Annotated in this window: 18 protein-coding genes; 4 read left to right on the top strand and 14 right to left on the bottom strand. The window is 59.3% G+C overall.

Annotation, left to right across the window (positions count from 1 at the left end):
* Nucleotides 1-36 precede the first annotated feature (36 nt).
* The 8 genes from AKJ29_RS14110 to AKJ29_RS14075 form a co-directional block, all read right to left on the bottom strand.
* Nucleotides 37-1,284 (bottom strand): glutamate-5-semialdehyde dehydrogenase, encoded by a 1,248-nt coding sequence (locus tag AKJ29_RS14110; protein WP_055191876.1) that lies wholly within the window; start codon nucleotides 1,282-1,284, stop codon nucleotides 37-39.
* A gap of 39 nt (nucleotides 1,285-1,323) precedes the next feature.
* Nucleotides 1,324-2,442: a glutamate 5-kinase gene (gene proB, locus AKJ29_RS14105; protein WP_055191874.1), complete on the bottom strand. Its 1,119-nt coding sequence runs from the start codon at nucleotides 2,440-2,442 to the stop codon at nucleotides 1,324-1,326.
* Complete coding sequence (gene obgE, locus AKJ29_RS14100) at nucleotides 2,430-3,461, bottom strand: GTPase ObgE (protein WP_055191872.1); 1,032 nt, start codon at nucleotides 3,459-3,461, stop codon at nucleotides 2,430-2,432. The genes proB and obgE overlap by 13 nt, the downstream gene beginning before the upstream one ends.
* A gap of 113 nt (nucleotides 3,462-3,574) precedes the next feature.
* Nucleotides 3,575-4,078, bottom strand: a complete 504-nt coding sequence (locus tag AKJ29_RS14095) for a GNAT family N-acetyltransferase (protein WP_161805436.1) — start codon at nucleotides 4,076-4,078, stop codon at nucleotides 3,575-3,577.
* On the bottom strand, nucleotides 4,078-4,584 hold the full coding sequence (locus AKJ29_RS14090) for a GNAT family N-acetyltransferase (RefSeq protein WP_055191868.1): 507 nt from the start codon (nucleotides 4,582-4,584) through the stop codon (nucleotides 4,078-4,080). Before AKJ29_RS14090 ends, AKJ29_RS14095 begins: the two co-directional genes overlap by 1 nt.
* Nucleotides 4,585-4,606: 22 nt before the next feature.
* Complete coding sequence (locus AKJ29_RS14085) at nucleotides 4,607-5,146, bottom strand: GNAT family N-acetyltransferase (RefSeq protein ID WP_055191866.1); 540 nt, start codon at nucleotides 5,144-5,146, stop codon at nucleotides 4,607-4,609.
* A 220-nt stretch (nucleotides 5,147-5,366) separates the two neighbouring features.
* Nucleotides 5,367-5,636 (bottom strand): 50S ribosomal protein L27, encoded by a 270-nt coding sequence (rpmA, locus tag AKJ29_RS14080; protein WP_055191863.1) that lies wholly within the window; start codon nucleotides 5,634-5,636, stop codon nucleotides 5,367-5,369.
* Between the two features lie 21 nt (nucleotides 5,637-5,657).
* Nucleotides 5,658-6,233 carry a 50S ribosomal protein L21 gene (locus AKJ29_RS14075; RefSeq protein WP_055191861.1) on the bottom strand — a complete coding sequence of 192 codons (576 nt, stop codon included), beginning with the start codon at nucleotides 6,231-6,233 and terminating at the stop codon, nucleotides 5,658-5,660.
* Between the two features lie 308 nt (nucleotides 6,234-6,541).
* On the opposite strand from AKJ29_RS14075, the gene AKJ29_RS14065 reads away from it, so the two are divergent.
* Nucleotides 6,542-8,680 (top strand): sulfotransferase, encoded by a 2,139-nt coding sequence (locus AKJ29_RS14065; protein ID WP_074963683.1) that lies wholly within the window; start codon nucleotides 6,542-6,544, stop codon nucleotides 8,678-8,680.
* A gap of 251 nt (nucleotides 8,681-8,931) precedes the next feature.
* Here AKJ29_RS14065 and AKJ29_RS14060 read toward each other — a convergent pair whose 3' ends face one another.
* From AKJ29_RS14060 to purC, 5 genes are all read right to left on the bottom strand, one after another.
* Nucleotides 8,932-10,266, bottom strand: coding sequence for a sigma-54-dependent transcriptional regulator (locus AKJ29_RS14060; protein WP_055191855.1), 1,335 nt, complete (start codon nucleotides 10,264-10,266; stop codon nucleotides 8,932-8,934).
* Nucleotides 10,267-10,311: 45 nt separating this feature from the next.
* Nucleotides 10,312-12,102, bottom strand: a complete 1,791-nt coding sequence (locus AKJ29_RS14055) for a sensor histidine kinase (RefSeq protein ID WP_409360036.1) — start codon at nucleotides 12,100-12,102, stop codon at nucleotides 10,312-10,314.
* A gap of 45 nt (nucleotides 12,103-12,147) precedes the next feature.
* On the bottom strand, nucleotides 12,148-12,816 hold the full coding sequence (gene purQ / locus AKJ29_RS14050; RefSeq protein ID WP_055191853.1) for a phosphoribosylformylglycinamidine synthase subunit PurQ: 669 nt from the start codon (nucleotides 12,814-12,816) through the stop codon (nucleotides 12,148-12,150).
* Nucleotides 12,816-13,046: a phosphoribosylformylglycinamidine synthase subunit PurS gene (gene purS / locus AKJ29_RS14045; protein WP_055191851.1), complete on the bottom strand. Its 231-nt coding sequence runs from the start codon at nucleotides 13,044-13,046 to the stop codon at nucleotides 12,816-12,818. Before purS ends, purQ begins: the two co-directional genes overlap by 1 nt.
* Before the next feature lie 105 nt (nucleotides 13,047-13,151).
* Nucleotides 13,152-13,916, bottom strand: coding sequence for a phosphoribosylaminoimidazolesuccinocarboxamide synthase (gene purC, locus AKJ29_RS14040; protein WP_055191850.1), 765 nt, complete (start codon nucleotides 13,914-13,916; stop codon nucleotides 13,152-13,154).
* A 240-nt stretch (nucleotides 13,917-14,156) separates the two neighbouring features.
* On the opposite strand from purC, the gene AKJ29_RS14035 reads away from it, so the two are divergent.
* The 3 genes from AKJ29_RS14035 (at nucleotide 14,157) to bmt (ending at nucleotide 17,973) form a co-directional block, all read left to right on the top strand.
* Nucleotides 14,157-14,468: a DUF1476 domain-containing protein gene (locus tag AKJ29_RS14035; protein WP_055191848.1), complete on the top strand. Its 312-nt coding sequence runs from the start codon at nucleotides 14,157-14,159 to the stop codon at nucleotides 14,466-14,468.
* Nucleotides 14,469-14,692: 224 nt separating this feature from the next.
* A complete protein-coding gene (locus AKJ29_RS14030; RefSeq protein WP_161805434.1) occupies nucleotides 14,693-16,690 on the top strand; it encodes a phosphatidylglycerol lysyltransferase domain-containing protein in 1,998 nt (665 codons plus the stop codon).
* 266 nt (nucleotides 16,691-16,956) lie between these two features.
* Nucleotides 16,957-17,973 carry a betaine--homocysteine S-methyltransferase gene (bmt, locus tag AKJ29_RS14025; RefSeq protein ID WP_055191844.1) on the top strand — a complete coding sequence of 339 codons (1,017 nt, stop codon included), beginning with the start codon at nucleotides 16,957-16,959 and terminating at the stop codon, nucleotides 17,971-17,973.
* A gap of 65 nt (nucleotides 17,974-18,038) precedes the next feature.
* On the opposite strand, the gene AKJ29_RS14020 is transcribed toward bmt, so the two are convergent.
* The gene (locus AKJ29_RS14020; RefSeq protein ID WP_055191842.1) at nucleotides 18,039-19,124 is read right to left on the bottom strand and encodes a PA0069 family radical SAM protein; all 1,086 of its coding nucleotides are present in this window, start codon (nucleotides 19,122-19,124) and stop codon (nucleotides 18,039-18,041) included.
* Nucleotides 19,125-19,250: the final 126 nt, after the last annotated feature.

Genomic DNA, 19,250 nt, shown 5'->3' with positions numbered 1-19,250 from the left:
TTTTTTGCGCCCTTTTTGCTGATTTTCAAGACGGGGTCAGGCGCGGGTGGTGCCGTCGCCTTCCACAAGATATTTGAAACTGGTCAGCTGCATTGCCCCGACCGGTCCACGCGCATGCATCTTGCCGGTGGCGATGCCGATCTCGGCCCCCATGCCAAACTCGCCCCCATCGGCAAATTGGGTGGAGGCATTGCGCATCAGGATGGCGCTGTCGAGACGGGTGAAGAACCGCGCGGCGGTGGCGTCATTTTCCGTCATGATCGCATCGGTGTGAGACGAGGAATACTGGTTGATATGGGCAATGGCCCCATCCACATCCTCGACCAGCCTGGCGGCAATGATGCGGTCAAGATATTCCTTGCCCCAGTCCTCTTCGGTTGCGGCAACGCTGCCGGACAGCCCGGCGCCCGCACGCACTTCTACGCCGGCGGCCATCAGATCATTGATCACTTTCTGGCCCAGCTCCTGCGCGTCCTTATGGATCAGCAAACATTCCGCAGCTCCGCAAATGCCGGTGCGCCGGGTCTTGGCATTCATCACCACACGCGCGGTCTTCTCGGCGTCTGCATCCTTGTCGATATAGATATGCACAATGCCTTCGAGATGTGCAAAAACCGGCACGCGGGCTTCGCGTTGCACCAGCCCGACCAACCCCTTGCCACCGCGCGGCACGATCACATCCACATGATCGGTCATGGTCAAAAGTTCACTGACGGCGGCGCGGTCACGGGTCGGAATGCGCTGGATCGCGTCCTCGGGCAACCCGGCGGCGCGCAGCCCATCCTGCAGGCAGGCATGGATCACGCCGGCGGAATGGAAGCTTTCTGATCCCCCACGAAGGATGACGGCATTGCCAGCCTTGAGGCAGAGCGCGCCCGCGTCGGCGGTCACATTCGGGCGGCTTTCATAAATCACGCCAATCACACCAAGAGGGGTGCGCACCCGCTTGATATGCAACCCCGAGGGGCGATCCCATTCTTCGGTCACCTGTCCGACCGGATCATCCTGCCAGGCAACCGTGCGCAACCCCTCACACATCGCCTGGATCCGGTCTTCGTCCAGCATCAGACGATCCATCATCGCATCCGACAACCCTTTTTCACGGCCATACGCCATGTCCTGCGCGTTGGCGGCGATGATTTCATCCCGTCGCGCCCAACAGGCCTCTGCGGCCGCAATCAGCGCGGTTTCCTTTGCCTCGGATGGAGCGAAGGCCAGTTCCCTGGACGCAGCTTTTGCGCGTTCACCGATCTGGGTCATCATCGTCTTGATGTCGTCGCTCATCTCACTCTCCGTGTGAAGTTTTTCGTTTAGCTTATTGTTTTACAGGGACATATCGTCCCGATGAACAAGTGCAGCCCGGCCGGAATAGCCCAAAACCGCCTCGATCTGGTCAGAGCGTTTTCCGGCAATGGCGCGGGCCTCGTCTGCGGTATAGCGGCTGAGACCCGACCCGATATGCACCCCATCCGGGCCATGGATGGTCACGCTGTCCCCACGACCGAAACTGCCATAGACGGCACTGACACCGGCGGGCAGCAGGGACTTTCCCTGACCCAGCGCACGGGCAGCGCCCGCATCCACAACGATATCGCCTTGCGGCTTCATCGACGCAATCCATTTCTTGCGAGATGTCTTGGGGTCCGTGCCTGCAACAAACAAAGTGCTCGGCGCCCCTTCTTCCAGTGTTTTCAAGGGATTAAAGCGCGACCCTTCGGTGATGGTCATAGCGCAGCCTGCCCCGGTTGCGGTTTTGGCGGCCATCACCTTGGTTTTCATGCCGCCCTTTGACAGACCAGTTCCCGCATCCCCCGCCATCGCTTCGATTTCCGGGGTGATCTCATCAATAACGTCAAACCGTGTGGCAGAGGCATCAACCCGCGGATTTCCGGTATAAAGCCCGTCCACATCCGACAGGAGCACCAGATGGTCGGCACCGATGGTGACGGCAACCTGCGCCGCGAGGCGATCATTGTCGCCAAAACGGATCTCATCCGTTGCCACCGTATCGTTTTCATTCACAATCGGCACCGCGCCCAGGGACAGCAGCGTCTCCAACGTGGCACGGGAATTCAGGTAGCGGCGCCGATCTGCGCTGTCTTCCAGCGTGACCAGCACCTGTGCGGTGGTGGCATCGTGATGGGCCAGCGCCTGTTCATATGCACGGGCCAAACGGATCTGCCCCACGGCGGCAGCCGCCTGCGCCTGTTCCAGCGACAAGGTTCCCGGTGTCAGCCCGAGCACCCCTCGTCCCAGCGCGATGGAGCCGGAAGACACCAGAACCACGTCAGCGCCCCGCCCCTTGAGCCAGGCAACATCTTCTGCCAGCGATGCCAGCCAATCCGATTTCAGGGCCCCTGTTTGCGCATCAACCAGCAATGCCGACCCGATCTTGACGACAATGCGCCGGGCGTTGGCCAGTGTCCCGCTCAGGGTTGCCATTGCTCGGGCTCCTCTGTGGGTTTCTGGCGAATGCGATCTTCCGAGATTTCCCGGCGCAGGGCCCGCAACACGTCGATCGTGCCTTTCTGCGCCGCCCCGGACATGAGCAGGACCGGGCCAGCCACGGCCTCAAGCTCAGCCTGTTTTTCTGCCAGTTCCTCATCCGACAGCGCATCCACCTTGTTCAGAACCGTCACGCGGGTCTTGCCCCCGAGGATATCCCCATAGGCTTCAACCTCGGTGATGATGGTCTGCCAGTCCCCCGCCACGTCATCGGATGTGCCATCGACGAGGTGAAGCAACACCGCGCAGCGTTCCACATGACCAAGAAACAGGTCCCCCAGCCCACGCCCTTCGCTGGCCCCTTCGATCAGGCCGGGAATGTCTGCAACCACAAACTCGGCCCCGTCAACGCCAACCACACCCAGGTTGGGGTGAAGCGTGGTAAACGGATAGTCGGCAATTTTGGGGCGCGCATTTGAGGTCGCCGCGAGGAAGGTTGATTTGCCCGCATTGGGCAGCCCCAGCAGCCCGACGTCTGCAATCAGTTTCAGACGCAGCCAGATGGTGCGATCCACCCCCGGCTGCCCCGGATTGGCGCGACGCGGCGCCTGATTGGTCGAGGATTTGAAATGCAGGTTGCCAAAGCCGCCATTGCCGCCCTTGGCCAGCACCACGCGCTGCCCCACTTCGGTCAGGTCAGCAAGCACGGTTTCCTGGTCTTCATCGAGGATCTCGGTCCCGACCGGCACGCGCAGCACGATATCCTTGCCATCCGCGCCGGTGCGCTGATTGCCCATGCCGGGGCGGCCATTATCGGCAAAGAAATGTTGCTGATAGCGGAAATCAATAAGGGTGTTCAGCCCCTCGACCACTTCGGCAATCACGGACCCGCCCTTGCCGCCATCACCGCCATCCGGTCCACCATATTCGATGAACTTTTCGCGCCGGAAAGACACGCAGCCCCCCCCACCGCCACCAGAGCGGATATAGACCTTGGCGAGATCGAGAAACTTCATGACATGTGCCTTTCTGGTGGGCTGTGTTAGTGAATACTGGCGATAGAGGGAAATGAGCGCATGCTCAAGTCTTTGCAGGGCTTTGTGCGCAATAAGCCGCGAAAACCGTGGGCTTACGGGCGGGACAGGCGATAGGTGAGTGTCGGAAGCTCCGCGTCCCGCGCCCGACAATAGCCACGACAGGGACCGGTTGCAACAAAGCCAAGCTTTTCCAGCACCCGGCCCGAGGCTGGGTTGTCCCCGAACACACAGGCCGAAATCTCGGTCCAGTCATAGCGTTGCCAGCAATGCGCGATCAGCGCCTGCCCCATCTCTGTGGCAAATCCCCGGCCCCAATGGGCAGGCGCGAACATGTAGCCCATTTCGGGCAGTTGGCCGTCCCGCGACGCGATCCCCATACTGCCCACCAGTTCACCTTTGTGAAACACCTGTCCCACCATGCCCAATTGCGGATCAAAGGGCACGCAGCGGGCGCGGGTATGATCGCGCTCTGCAGGCCAGGGCCAGGTTGCCGTCATCTTGACCACATCATGATGCGATACAAGCGCGTGCAGCGCCTCCAGGTCTGCGGGCTCCGTCCGGCGCATCATAAGTCGCTGGGTTACGAGGCGCGTCATCATTGCCGCCCCTCCCAATCCGCACGCGTCAGGCAAAGCTTGACCAGATCCAAGGTCTTGTTCTGCGACACACAAAAGGCCGGTTCCACCTGCCCGGTGGAAATAAATCCAAGTTTGGTCAGAACATTCCGCGACGAATGGTTGCCGTGGAAATGACCGGACAAAAGGGCGTCAGCAGGGGTATTTCGGAAATACCAATCGACCAGTGCCCCCGCCGCCTCGGTCATGACGCCCTGCCCCTGATGAGAGCGGGCCAGCCAATATCCCAGACTATCGCCAATCCCGGTCACGCCCAGAACGCCTTCTCCCTTGCAGATGGCCAGCGCCTCATGGGCGGGTTTGCCATCAAGAAACGCCAAGAACCCGTCAAAATCTGCCGGACCATAGGGAAAGGGAACGACGGTCAGCCATTTTGTGACCGCGTAGTCATTCAGCCCCTTCACCACCTGGTCACGATCCTGCACCAAAAGAGGGCGCAGCGTGAACCGCTCAGTTTCGATCAACATGCCCCACCCTTTCGTCCGGTCCTCAGGCAAGCTTGCGCAGATAGGTCCAGGTTGGCACCGCGGCGTTGCGCGAGACGGAAAAGCTCTCAGCATCCCCGATATATTCGAACCCTGCATTGGTCAGCACGCGGGCCGAGGCGGGGCTGTCTTGAAAGACCGAGGCAAAGATCGTGCTGTTGTCCAGCGGATTGGCATCGATCAGCGCCCGAACCGCCTCGGACGCGAGGCCGCCATTCCAGAAGGCAGGCGCCACCCAGTAAGACAGTTCAGACTGGTTGCGATCAAGACGGGACAGTGTGATCACCCCCAGAACTTCCCGCTGGCCATCCCGGGCGCCATCCATCACCCAGACCTCTTGCTTACGTGTGCTTTCAAGCGCGCGGGCAATGAACCCTTCGGTCGCACCAGGCGGCAGAGGATGAGGGATTGAGCGGGTGCCATTGGCGACGCGCTGATCGCTGGCATAAAGCGCCATTGGACCCGCATCGGATTTGCGCACCGGGCGCAGCACGAACCGATCTGCTTCGATCACGGGCTGATTGGTAATCATATCATGCATCATGGCTTTCCCTCCTCGAAAAGCTCTGACCTCCAGCCGGGGTCCAGGCTGGACCATGCCCCGGAATTGCCTGTTGATTGCCTGCCCCACCATGGTTCGCGCGAGGAGCATGACGTCAAAATGGTTAAATTTTCCTACCCCCCATATGGGAGGCATCGGAACAAAGAAAAAGGGCCGGCGATCACGCCGGCCCCTGGATTTTTCAAACCTTGCAGGTTTCGGCTTACTCAGCGGCCTCCGCCACCGGGAGAACCGAAATAAAGGTGCGGCCTTTCAGGCCTTTGTGGAACTGCACCTTGCCTTCGCTGGTTGCGAAGATGGTGTGGTCTTTGCCCATGCCCACATTGGCGCCCGGCCACATCTTGGTGCCGCGCTGACGCACGATGATGTTGCCCGGGATGACGGCTTCGCCACCGTATTTCTTTACACCAAGGCGACGACCGGCTGAGTCGCGGCCGTTACGGGATGAACCGCCAGCTTTTTTATGTGCCATGCTATCTCTCCTTAGTTAAGATTAGGCCAGAGTTTTGGCCTGCTCAACCCACTCGGCTTTCACTTTGACGGCATCGAAGGTTTCGACGTCGACAGCGGCCAGCTGGGCGAAGGTGGTGATGCCGGCATCTGCCAGCTTTTTGGCGGCAGCGGGGCCGACACCCGTGATTTGGGTCAGATCGTCAGCACCAGCAGCGGCTTCGGCTTTCGGAGCAGCCTTTTTGGCCGCCGGGGCCGCAGCACCCGAAACCGAACCTGCGCCAATCGCAGCTTTCACACCCGATTTGTCAGCACCGTTTTCCAGCACTTCGGTGATCTTCACCAGCGTCAGTTGCTGACGGTGACCTTTGGTGCGCTTGGAGCTGTGCTTACGGCGACGCTTCACAAAGTGAATGACTTTCTCGCCTTTGATCTGGTCGATCACTTCTGCCTGCACACCGGCGCCAGCGACGACCGGGGTGCCAACAGTGGCGCCAACCATGAGAATCTCGTTGAACTGGACGGTTTCGCCAGCTTCAGCAGCCAGTTTTTCAACGCGCAGGATGTCACCAGCCTGAACCTTGTATTGCTTGCCGCCGGTTTTCAGAACCGCAAACATTTGGTCTTCCTTCATTTTCCGCGTCCTACGGCCCCGGATCTCCCGGTGTTTCGGCGGTGGGTTGGTCCCACCAATGCCTCGAACGGCGCGCCCGTTTGGGCAGAGATTAATCATTCCGGCAAAGGGATCCCTCGGCCGGATTGGCGGCTTATCGGTGGAAAATCGGGATAAGTCAAGAATAATAACGGCAAATGCGCGCCGCGGTTGCGCTATTGCCAGCGCCCCTCTTGCGCCTCCATGGCTGTCACGATAGCCAGTAGGAAGAATTTGGCCCGGCCCGGATGGCCTGCTCGCGGAGACCCAACACCATGTCGCAAAACAAATCAAGACCCCCGATATTTCCGCTGGCCAGCCAGGCATCCGGGCGTCCTGCCCCTGCCCCGTCGGCCAACCCGGCGATTGCCCAGGCGCAAAAAGCATTGCGGTCCGGGCAGACGGCGATGACACAGGGGCGTTTCAAGGATGCGGTCAGCGCCTTTCACGAGGCGACGCGGCTTGTTCCACGCGATCCGAAAATCTGGTCACTTTATGCCAATGCACTGTCCATGCTCGGGGACAAGGCCGCAGTCAAGCGCGCCCAGAAACTGATGAAAAAGGTGGGCATTCCGGCGTCGGGGCAGAAGAAACTTCTGGCGCAGATGACCCGCAGCAATTCCGACACGGTACGCAAATCCGTAGGCATCCCCTCCGCCAAGATCAATGAGCTGCTGGCCCGGTTCAACTCTGGCGACGTGGCCGCAGTCAATGAAGAAGCCCAGGCCCTGGCTGCCGCCCATCCGGCAAACGAGATCATTCAATTGATCCTCGGCGGCACCCTGACCGCCATGCGCAAACCCGACGAAGCTGAAGCCGCCTATCGCAGGGCGCTTGAGATCGCCCCGGATTATGCGGAGGCGATGATCAATTACGGTGAGCTTCTGTCCACACAGTCGCGGTTTCACGAAGCGCATGAGCTGCTGGAACAGGCCCATAAACAGGTCCCCTCCAATCCAAAGCTTCTGGGCAATATGGGATTTGTCCTGAAAGAACTGAGCCGCCCGCATAACGCAGTGCCCTATTTCGATCGCCTTTTGGAAATCGATCCGGGCAATCAGCTGGGGCGTCTTTTGCGGATTGACACGTTGATCATGCTGGAACGCCCGCATGAAGCGCTGGCGGATTATGATGCCCTGCCAGAAGCGATCCGCAACACGCCCGAACAAACAGCGCTGCGCGCGGTGGCTCTGGATCAGTCCGGAAAGCCCGAAGAGGCGCTGGCGCTGGCGCGCAATGCCTTTGAACGCGCACCGACCCATCCGCGTGTGGTCACGATCGCTGGCAACCTGATGCAGCAGAGAGGCAAGTTCGAAGAGGCTGAAACCCTGTTGAAAACCGCGTTGGAGGCCGGGTTGAAATCCGGCGCGGTGTATCGCCAGATCGGCGGCGGGCGCAAGCTGCCGCTGGAGGATCCGATCGCCCAGGAAATGCTGTCGCTGTGGGAAAATGACCCCGACCTGCCCGCACGGGTGGATCTGGCTTACGCGCTGGTCAAACTGATGGAAGACAACAAGCAGTTCGACAAGGTCTGGCCCTATCTGGAGGCCGCCAATGCCATGGCGCTGGAGGAGTTCCCCCATGACAAGAAAAAAGAGCAGACCGATTTCACCAAGATGATGCGCTTTGTCGACGGGATGGACATGTCACGTATCGGACAGGTGGGCTATCAGCAGGACAGCCCGATCTTCATCACCGGGATGCCGCGGTCCGGGACCACATTGGTCGAGCAGATTCTGGCCAGCCATTCCCGTGTCACCGGCGGTGATGAGATGTCCCTGTTTCACACAATCGGGTTTGCGCATGCCAATAAAGTGGTCGCAAATGGCGGTTCCATCAACGATCTGCCCAACACGACGCTGGAAAAGATCGGGCGCGAGTATCGCGAAGCGGTGCTGAAGAGGTTCCCGGACACGGATATCGTCACGGACAAGTCGATCTCGACGTATAAAGTGGCGCCGCTGGTCTGGCTTGCCCTTCCCAAAGCCAAGATTGTTGCCCTGCGCCGTGATCCACGCGACAACCTGTTTTCGATGCTGAAAAACCGCTTCGTGCGCGGGGCACATACCTACACCAATGACCAGGAAGATCTGGTTGAGGTCTATCGCCTGTTTACTGAATACTTGGCTGCGTGGCGCAAGCTGGCTGCGGACCGGATTTATGAAATCCAATATGAAAAGCTGGTGGCGGACCCGGAAACCGAGGTGCGCAAGCTGCTGGAATTCTGTGAGCTGGACTGGGAAGACGCCTGCCTGTCCTTCTATGAAAACAAGCGGAAGGTGAAAACCCTGTCGATCCACCAGGCCCGCCAGCCGCTTTACAATTCCTCGATCGGCCGCTGGCGCCAGTATGAAGACAAGCTGGCGGTCATGCTGGAGGGGCTGAAGGGGCTGGACGGCGTGCCAGAGGATTGAACGCGCAAGGCGCGCCTGAGGCCATAATCAGGGGCTCCGCCCCTCGGCTTTCAGCCTCACCCCGAGGTATTTTCAGCAAGAAAAAAGGGGCGCCGAATATTGGTGCCCCTTTTGGTTATAGATCTGGTCCGGCTGCGCCTGAAGCGTTTCAGGATAAACTTGACACACATGTTTGTTCCGAAACGCTCACAACAATGAGATCTCTTGCTGCGTTTCGACTTTTCCCTGTCTCAGGCTAAAGCCGAAACGCTTTATTGCAGATAATCAGCACGCTGCAGGCCGTATTTGGCCATTTTCTCGTTCAGGGTGCGGCGCGGCAGGCAAAGCTCTTCCATCACGCCGACAATAGATCCTTTGTGGCGGCGCATCGTGTTGTCGATCAGCATCCGTTCGAACGCTTCGACATATTCCTTAAGCGGCTTGCCCTCGGTGGTCATCACCGGTTGCGCTTCTTCATGATCATTCATCAACAGGGACGAAATGGTGCCCGATCCACGGCGCGACTGCAGCACGGCGCGTTCCGAAATATTGATCAACTGGCGAATATTGCCCGGCCAGGGCGCCTGCATCAGCTGGGCTGCTTCCTGCACGCTGACGGTGGGGGCGGCGCATCCATATTCCTCGGCAAACTGGTCGGCAAAGCCGGTAAACAGCATCAGAATATCCTCGCCGCGCTGACGCAGCGGAGGCAGGGTGATTTTCATGGCGGCAAGACGGTAGAACAGATCGGGACGCAAGCAATCTTCGCAGGTTTTGCCCTGTTCCTGCAGGTTGCAGATTGCGACAATGCGGGTCTCGGCCGGGGTGCCCTGATCGTTGATCCAGGTCAGAAGCCGGGCCTGCAGCGCCATAGGCAAGGCTTCGATATCTTCGAGCACCAGGGTTCCCCCCCGCGCCTCTTCGACATAAGGCTGCTGTCCGCCCTCTTCCATCGGACCAAACAGGCGGCGGCCCAGATCCTCTTCATCCTGCCCGAGACAGGGCACCACGACAAATTTCTTTCCCGCTTTTGCCCCAACCGCATGCAGCGCGTGCGCCACCAGGGTTTTCCCGGTTCCGGTTTCCCCCTCGATCAGCACATGACCGTCGGACTGACCGATGTCGAGGATATCTTCGCGCAGGCGTGACATGACCGGGGAAGCCCCGATCAGTTTTTTCATGATGGTCGAACCATCGCCCAGCTCTTTTCGCAAGGCGCGCGCGTCCAGCGCCATGCGGCGTTTATGGGATGCTTTCTTGACCAGCCTTGTCATATTGTCGGGGTTGAACGGTTTTTCGAGAAAATCGAACGCCCCGACCCGCATCGCCTCAACCGCCATCGGCACATCGCCGTGACCGGTGATCATGATCACCGGCAGCGAACTGTCCAGCGACATGAGTTTTTTCAGAAAATCCATCCCGTCCATGCCGGGCATCCGAATGTCTGACACCACGACACCCGGATAATCCGCACCGATGGTTTTCAGCGCATCAGCCGCCGACGGGTAGGTTTCGGTCTGAAAGCCTGACAGGGACAGCCACTGAGAAATTGACTGCCGCATATCCTGTTCGTCATCGACGATTGCAATTTTCATTACCTGGGCCATGACCACTCCTCTTTCCCTCTCGGGCACTGCATTCATATGGCCACCTTATTCGGCGGCTTCAATATCACTGTCGACTTCTTTCAGCAGTGGCAGCTCGACTTCAAACACCGCACCGCCATCCTGACCATTACGAGCAATTAACCGCCCACCGAAATCATTGACAATGCCGGAGGAGATCGCAAGGCCAAGCCCAACCCCGTCTCCGGGGGCTTTGGTGGTGTAGAAAGGCTCAAACAGATTGTCGAGATCCGTCACCCCATCGCCATTGTCGCGCACCGAAATCAACGCGTAATCCCCGCGGCTGACGATAATATCAACCTGCGGCGCGTCGATAGTCTTGGTGGCGTCAATCGCATTGCGCATCAGATTGATCAGCACCTGTTCAAGCCGTAACCGATCCCCCATCACCATGACCGGATCTCGTGGAATATTGCGGGTGATGCGCACCTCACGGCTTTTCAGTTGTGGCTCCATCATCGACAGCGCGGAAGACACACATTCGCGCACATCCATCGGTTCAAACGCGTCGCCCCCTTTGCGCGCATAGGATTTCAGCTGCTTGGTGATGGCGCCCATACGTTCAATCAGATCATCAATGCGCTGGAAACTGGACAGGGCTTCGTCAGGCCGTTTGCGTTGCAGCAGCAGCTTGGCCCCCGCAAGATAGGTTTTCATCGCCGCCAGAGGCTGGTTCAGCTCATGGCTGACGGCTGCGGACATTTCGCCAAGGGCGGCAAGTTTCGAGCTTTGCGCCAGTGTCTGCTCAGCCACTTGCAGGTTCTTCTCAGCCCTTTGACGTTCGGCAATTTCGCGCTGCAACTGATTGTTCAGCAACCGCAAATCCGCTGATTCCTGCGCAAAGCGAACCGATCTGAACTGGGCCCGGCGGCTGATCAGGTAAAAGGTCAGCGACAGCAGCATGGCAAAGGCCATGATTTCCAGGGACAGAACCGCGTTCACCTTTTCACGCACCGAGGCGTATGAGGTGAAAGACGCAATGCGCCAGCCCTGAAACGGGACCCGCGCTTCCTGCCGCATCACCGCTTCCCCCAGGAACAGCATTTCCGAGGGCAGCGCGGTCCATTCGGCAGAATTACGGAAATTGCGCCGGATCGCGGCCATTGCCGGGACCGCCTCCAGCGCTTCATTCTCTGGCTTGCCACGCCAGCGGGATTCGGTCGCTAGGATCACATTCCCTTCGGAATTGGTCACCAGAACAGCGTCCGAGATTCCGGCCCAGCTTTTTTCAAACTTGCGCAGGTCGACCTCGACCACAATCACGCCAATCACCTTGTTGCCGGCTTCAATCTTGCGCGAATAGGTGAATTCATAGGCCCCCGCCTCGGTCGGCACCGCCGAGAACACGGTTTCAGAGCTGCGCAGCGCATCCACGAAATGCGGCTCCGAACGATGGCTTTCCCCAAGCGTTTCCCGGGTGGTCGCCGCAACAATCCGCCCATCTCCATCCAAAAGCACAAGCGACTTTGCCTCAATCTCATCCAGATATGAAATCAGCCGGGCAGAACTATGGGAAAAATCCCCGGAATTCAAGGCGTTAATCAGGGCCGGATCGCGCGACAACAGAAGAGGCACAACAGAATTACGTTGCAATTCGCTGATCAGATTGCCGGAATAAAGCGCCACCCGCAGTTCAGCCTGGTTACGGGTGGTTTCGGTATAGCGTTCGGTCAACCAACGATTGGAGAAGAAAATAACCGCAGCGGCCAGACTGACCAGGGCCAAAAGCGCCAACCGTCCCCTGAGAGAGACCCCAGGGCGCGGAGTGGGAGCATCAGTCATCAATTTCTGGGTGCGTTTCTGGGTGTTGTCCGCCATGGCGCAAGTTTACGCGCCATGGCCGGGGGTCACAAGACGATCCGCTTAAACAGCCACCACGGCGTCCACCAACGAGCGGAACATTGCCACCCCATCGGTGCCGCCATGCAGTTTGTCCACGCAGCGCTCCGGGTGCGGCATCATACCAAGGACGCGACGGTTTTTGGAAATCACCCCGGCGATGTCGCCGGTCGAACCATTGGGATTGTCGGTATAGGTAAAGGCAATCCGCCCCTCGTCACGCAGCTGCGCGAGCTTTTCATCCGTCACGGTGTAATTGCCGTCATGATGCGCAACCGGCACGGTGATTTCCTGCCCCTGCTCATAGCCGGCGGTGAAATCACAATCCGTGGTTTCCACTTTCAAGCCAATCGGTTTGCAGATGAACTTAAGGTTCGAATTGCGCATCAGGGCACCGGGCAGAATGCCGGTTTCAGTCAGCACCTGGAACCCGTTGCAGATCCCGATTGCATAACCACCACGCTCGGTGTGTTTGATCAGCGATCTGGTGATCGGCGACTGCGCCGCAATGGCGCCGCAACGCAGGTAATCCCCAAAAGAGAAGCCCCCCGGCACGCCCACAATATCCAGCCCCTCGGGCAGGTCCGTGTCCTTGTGCCAGATCATCGTCACATCGGCGCCGGCCCGCTCAAACGCCACCGCAAGATCGCGGTCGCAGTTCGAACCCGGAAATACAATGACCCCCGCTTTCATCACAGCACCTGAATGGCGTAGTTTTCGATCACGGTATTGGCGAGCAGCTTTTCGCACATATCCTTGATCTGATCTTCCGACGTGCCCTCGGCCACATCCAGCTCGATCACCTTGCCCTGACGCACCTTTTCCACGCCGTCAAACCCCAGATTGCCAAGCGCATGGCGCACGGCCTCGCCTTGCGGGTCAAGAACGCCGGTTTTCAGCATCACGTCTACACGGACTTTCATCTGCACTTCCTTCTCTTAGCGCTGGACCAAAACTCTGCACGAATTTTGCCCGGGATTTAGGTGTTGCGGCGCCCCCACGCGTTTTGCCGGGGCGCCGGAAAGGGATCAGTTGATCAGGGTCGGTTTGGTGTTGGCATGGGTCACGTTCGAGGGCAGCACCCCCAAGCGACGGGCCACTTCCGTATAGGCATCCGTCAGGCTGCCCAGATCACGGCGGAACACATCCTTGTCGAGCTTCTGCCCGGTCTCGATATCCCAAAGGCGGCAGCTGTCGGGGCTGATTTCATCCGCCAGGATCAGACGCGGGAAATCGCCATCATAGACCCGACCGAATTCGATCTTGAAATCAATCAGCTTGATGCCAACACCAAACATAACACCAGAGAGATAGTCGTTCACGCGCAGCGCCATGTCGACGATTTCTCCCAACTCCTGCTGCGAGGCCCAGCCGAACGCCATGATATATTCTTCCGGCACCAGCGGGTCGCCAAGCGCATCATCCTTATAGGAAAACTCGACAATCGGGCGCGGCAGTTTGGTGCCTTCCTCAAGCCCGAGGCGCTTGGCCATGGAGCCCGCGGCGAAATTGCGGACAATCACTTCCAACGGCACGATTTCGGCCGCGCGGATCAGTTGCTCACGCATATTCAGGCGCTTGATGAAATGGTTTGGCACACCGATCTGGGTCAGGCCGTTCATGAAGAATTCGGACAGGCGGTTGTTCAGCACCCCCTTGCCTTCGATCACGTCCCTTTTCTCGGCATTGAACGCTGTGGCATCGTCCTTGAAATACTGCACCAGAGTGCCCGCTTCCGGCCCTTCATACAGAACCTTTGCCTTGCCTTCGTAAAGTTTTTTGCGCCGTGCCATGGGATCTCCGCCATTGAAGTGCAGCCTGCAGGAGCCACGCGACTCCTGCCTGTTGCACGCGCTATACGCATTTCCATGCGCTGAGGCAAGAATTGGGCAGAATTATCCCGTGTTTCCTGCTATTCTTGTCAAAACAAATGCAATTTCCTGCCGTTGAGAGCGCTAGCGGGGTTGCGAGACAGGCCCGCGATTGGCATATCAAAGACAACAGAGTATTCACCCAAGGATAGGGAAACCGGAATGACCACTTTTGACGACCGCGAAACAGCTTTTGAAGCCAAGTTTGCTCATGACGAAGAAATGATCTTCAAAGCCGAGGCGCGCGCCAACAAAAAGCTTGGCCTGTGGGCAGCCGAGAAAATGGGCAAGACCGGCGATGAGGCCGAAGCCTATGCAAAAGAAGTCATCGTTGCCGATTTCGAAGAGGCTGGCCATGAGGACGTCGTGCGCAAGGTTGTGGGCGACCTGAACACGGTGACCGCCGAAGAGGTCCGCGCCAAACGCGCCGAGATCCTGGCACAGGTCAAAGAAGAGATGATGGGCAACGCGTAAGCGGCCCACACAGTTCAAAAAGGCGTCCCGCTCGGGGCGCCTTTTTTATATCTGGTCCGAAAAGGCCCGATCAGGACCCGATCAGGATATGAGCCCCCTGCCCCAGGCCTATGAAAATCTACCTATAAATTGATCTGTTAACGACCTGTTTGCTCCCAGCCCACACAGTGGCACAGGCCGGGAGGCTGATCGGGATGGGCCTGATCAAACGGCAGGCAGGCTTCATGAGCGACGTGAAAAAACACAACAGACATATCCTGAAACTTCGAAAACGCTCACAGCGCGCGCGCCCGGTGGCGGAGTTTCCATCGCGTATAATGCAGCCGGCTGAGGAGACCGGGCTGGACCTGATCCGCCTGCTGGTCCGCCAGTTGCTGCCGCTCGGGTTTGCCGTGGCCATCGTTGCCCTCCTGTGGGACCGGATCGCGGGGCTTGATTATGCTTATATCCAAGCCTCTCTCGTGACGGTTCAGCCCCATCAATGGGTGGGGGCAGCCCTGCTTTCCGCGATCTCCTTCTGGGCCGTGGGGAGATATGACCGCGTGGTGCATCGATTGATCGGCACACCCATCGCCTCCCGAGAGGCGCAGATATCGGGGGCAACCGCAATCGCCCTCTCCCAAACCGTTGGGTTTGGCGTGATCAGTTCTGCCTTCGTGCGATGGCGCATGCTGCCGGAGCTGACTTTGCTCAGGGCAATGCACATCTCGATGATGGTGGCCCTGTCCTTCCTCTCCGCCTGGGCGGTGGTGACCGCTGTGTTCCTCCTGCTCATTCCGGTTGAGCTTGCCGGCATCCACTGGATCCGCCCCCTGGGCTGGGGGGCATTTGGCGGGGCAGGCCTTCTCATGACCCTGTCCCTCTGGCGCCCCGCCCTTTTGTCGCGTTTCAATATTCCTCCCCTGCGCGCCATGGCCGCCTTTGTGGCTCTGGCCGCCCTTGATACCATGGCGGCAGGTGCGGCCCTCTGGGTGATATTGCCGGAAAACTGCACCATCGGGATCCTGCCGCTGATGGCCGCTTATCTCGTCGCACTCGGGGCTGGACTGATCTCCGGCACTCCCGGCGGGGTCGGGCCATTTGAACTGACCCTTCTGGCCCTGCTCCCTCATCTGGAGCAAGAGCCGGTCCTGGCCGGCATCCTCGCCTTTCGGGCCGTATATTATGCGATCCCCGCGCTGATCGCCGCTGTTGTGACGGTACGAGGGCCACGCAAAGCTGCGCGCCGCGACAGTGACACCCCCCAATCCGCCAGGATCACCCCCATAGCGCGCGCGCCCCAACTGCCCGCCCACCTACATCATCAGGTGGCAAACGCCCCGCGCGCCGAGACCGCGCTGCTGCGTCACGGCAACCTGGCCGCAGTTGAATGCGCAGGTGAAACGGCGGGTCCGGTCTCAACAGGAATGGGAAAATTGTCGGGGCAAAGCCTCATCCTTTTGTCAGACCCTCTGACACCGGTCAGCATCACAAAGGATTACCTGCGGCAGGCACATTGCCTTGCTCAGGAAAAGTATCGCGCGCCATTTCTCTACAAGATCGGACCGCGCTTTGCCGCTCTGGCCCGCAAAAACGGATGGAAAACCCTGCCCATCGCGCGCGAAGCATGGCTCAATCCGCAGATCTTTACCACCGCGGGGGCCGAACGCCGCCAATTGCGCCGAAAACTGAGGCAGGCTGAAAAAGCCGGACTGCGGGTGCAGTTGGGCGGCGGCAATCTGCCGATCGCGGATATGAACGATATTGCCGAGGCTTGGAGCACTGATCGCGGCGACCAAAGAGGGTTTTCCATGGGCGTCTGGTCCCCAGCCACCCTGCCCTATGCCCAGGTCTTTCTCGCTTATCAGAACAACCAGTTGGTCGGTTTCATCACCCTGCATAAAAACGCGCAGGAGCAGGTTCTGGACCTCATGCGCATGGGTGCCAAGGCACCGGATGGCACAATGCATCTCCTGCTGGTCGCGGCCATCCGGCAGGCTGCGTCAGAAGGGTATGACCGCCTGTCGCTGGCTGCGGTGCCATATGAAAAACAATCCACCGAGCCCAAAGTGTTTCACTGGCTTCGCGAGCGGCTGGACCGGATCACCGGGGCGGCCGGACTACGCCAGTTCAAGACGTGTTTTGCCCCCAATTGGGAAACGCTTTATGCGGCGGCGCCAAAGCGATGCGATCTAGTGATGGGCGCACTGGATGTGATGCGCGAAATCTCGCGACCACGGTGATACCGACAGTGAACGGGGAACACCCCCGCCACCCCCATTGGTTTGCCTGCATGACCCAGACCTGACGCGCCTCCACTCAGGCGTAAAGCTGGCCCGGTATAAAACCGGCATAAAACCCGATATAAAACGGTCTTCATCATCTCGATGAACGGAATGAATTTGCGCTGTCACGAAATCCGTGGCAGGTAGCACGCAACAGACAATCTGGCGGGCAGATGCCCCCAAGTTTACGCGCGGCGGTCGCCTCGCAAAGATCGGAGACCAATATGGCAGATGCGCTGACAGAGTTGCTTGCAGAACGTGACTGGTTGATGGCGGATGGCGCAACCGGCACCACCCTGTTCAACATGGGACTGACATCGGGCGATGCACCGGAGCTTTGGAATGTGGACGAGCAGGACAAGATCCGTGCGCTGTATGCCGGCGCCGTCGACGCCGGATCGGACATTTTCCTGACCAACTCATTCGGTGGCAACGCATCACGCCTGAAACTGCACGGGGCAGAAAAGCGCGTTTTCGAACTGAACAAGGCAGCGGCCGAGCTGGGCCGTGAGATCGCGGATGCCTCGGGCCGCAAGGTGATCGTGGCCGGGTCGGTTGGCCCGACCGGTGAAATCATGGAACCGATGGGCAGCCTGACCTTTGATGGCGCGGTCGAAATGTTCCACGAACAGGCCGAAGGTCTGAAAGCCGGTGGCGCTGACGTGCTTTGGGTTGAGACGATCTCGGCCTTCGACGAATACAAAGCGGCTGCAAAGGCGGCTGAGCTGGCAGGCATGGCCTGGTGCGGCACGATGAGTTTTGACACGGCCGGGCGCACCATGATGGGTGTGACCTCAGCTGATCTGGCGCTGAAGGTCGAAAGCCTGCCCAACCCGCCGATTGCGTTCGGAGCCAATTGCGGCGTGGGAGCCGCAGACCTGCTTCGCACGGTTCTGGGCTTTGCCGCTCAGGGCACGGAACGCCCAATTATTGCCAAGGGCAATGCGGGCATTCCGAAATATGTAGATGGTCATATCCACTATGACGGCACCCCGGACCTGATGGGGGATTACGCGGTGATTGCCCGCGATTGCGGCGCACGTATTATCGGCGGCTGCTGCGGCACCACGGCGGAGCATCTGCGCGCCATGCGCGAGGCGCTTGAAACCCGTCCGAAAGGCGATACCCGCCCGACGCTGGAAGAGATCGCGGAAAAGCTTGGTGGGTTCTCATCTGCGTCTGACGGCACCGGAGAGGATGACGGGGCACCCGCCCGCCGCGGGCGCCGCCGCCGCGGCTGACACCACCGGATTTCAAATTCAGGAGAGGATCCGTGCGGCTGCTCGGGTCCTTTTGTCATTCCCCCTCAGAACAGAGACAACTGATCACCGGATTTTGGTGGAACCCGGAACTGCGCGCAGGATAGCGCGGGCAGCTCCCGGACAAAACCCAACCGGCGACAGGCAATCCGGAACCGATGAGACAGAAGGCGGGCATATTCACCCTGCCCGACCATGCGCTGTGTGAACGCAGCGTGATATTCCCTGCCCCCTCGCATGTCACGCATCCGCCCCATCACCCGCGCGGCGCGGTCGGGAAACGCCTCAAGCAGCCAGTCCTGAAACAACGGGGACACCTCCTCTGGCAAGCGCAGCAGGATATAGCTCGCGGCCATGGTACCGGCCTTTCGGCTGGCGGTCAGGATCGCTTCAAGCTCGTGATCGGTCAGCGCCGGCACCACGGGTGCCACCATGACCCGAGTGGGGATCCCGGCGCTGGCAAGGGCCGAGATCATAGCAAGGCGCCGTTTTGGTCCCGGCACGCGCGGCTCCATCCGGCGCGATACATGCGGGTCCAGCGTGGTCAGCGAGACACCCACATGCACGAGGTTCAACCGGGCGAGTTCCGACAACAGGTCCAGATCCCGCTCGATCAAGCACCCTTTGGTCACGATTGTGACCGGGTGTCGGTGTTCCAACAGCACGTTCAGGATGCCACGCATCACCCGATAGTCGCGTTCGATCGGCTGATAGGGATCGGTATTGGTGCCAATGGCAATCGGTTTGGGGTGATAAGATTTGCGCCGCAATTCAGCCACAAGCCGGTCTGCGGCGCCTGGCCGGGCGATCAGCTGGGTTTCGAAATCCAAACCGGGGGAATAGCCCAGATAGGCATGGCTGGGGCGGGCAAAACAATAGATGCAGCCATGTTCGCACCCCCGATAGGGATTGATCGAGCGGTCAAATGGCAGGTCGGGAGAGGTGTTTCGGGTGATGATCTGGCGCGGCGATTCGATATGAACCTCGGTGCGCAAGCTGCGCTCTGGCTGAATGTCCCATCCATCGCAGATCTTTTCCCGCTCAAACGCCTCATACCGCCCTGCCGGATTGCAGGTTGCACCGCGTCCGCGGCGCTGATCAGCTGAAACCTGTCGGAATTTTGATCTTTCCATACCCCCCAGTAGAACATTTGAGAAACATTTGAAAGAACATCACGTTTTCCATGCGAATAAATCATTTGCCTTCGCGTCGTTGAAAGCGCACTCAGTGTCGTAATCGGTTCAGACCGACGCGGCCAT

Origin of the sequence: Aliiroseovarius crassostreae, from assembly GCF_001307765.1 — a bacterium.
Lineage (GTDB): Bacteria > Pseudomonadota > Alphaproteobacteria > Rhodobacterales > Rhodobacteraceae > Aliiroseovarius > Aliiroseovarius crassostreae.
The sequence above is the reverse complement of the archived record's forward strand: the minus strand, read 5'-3'. Positions and strand labels throughout refer to the sequence as shown.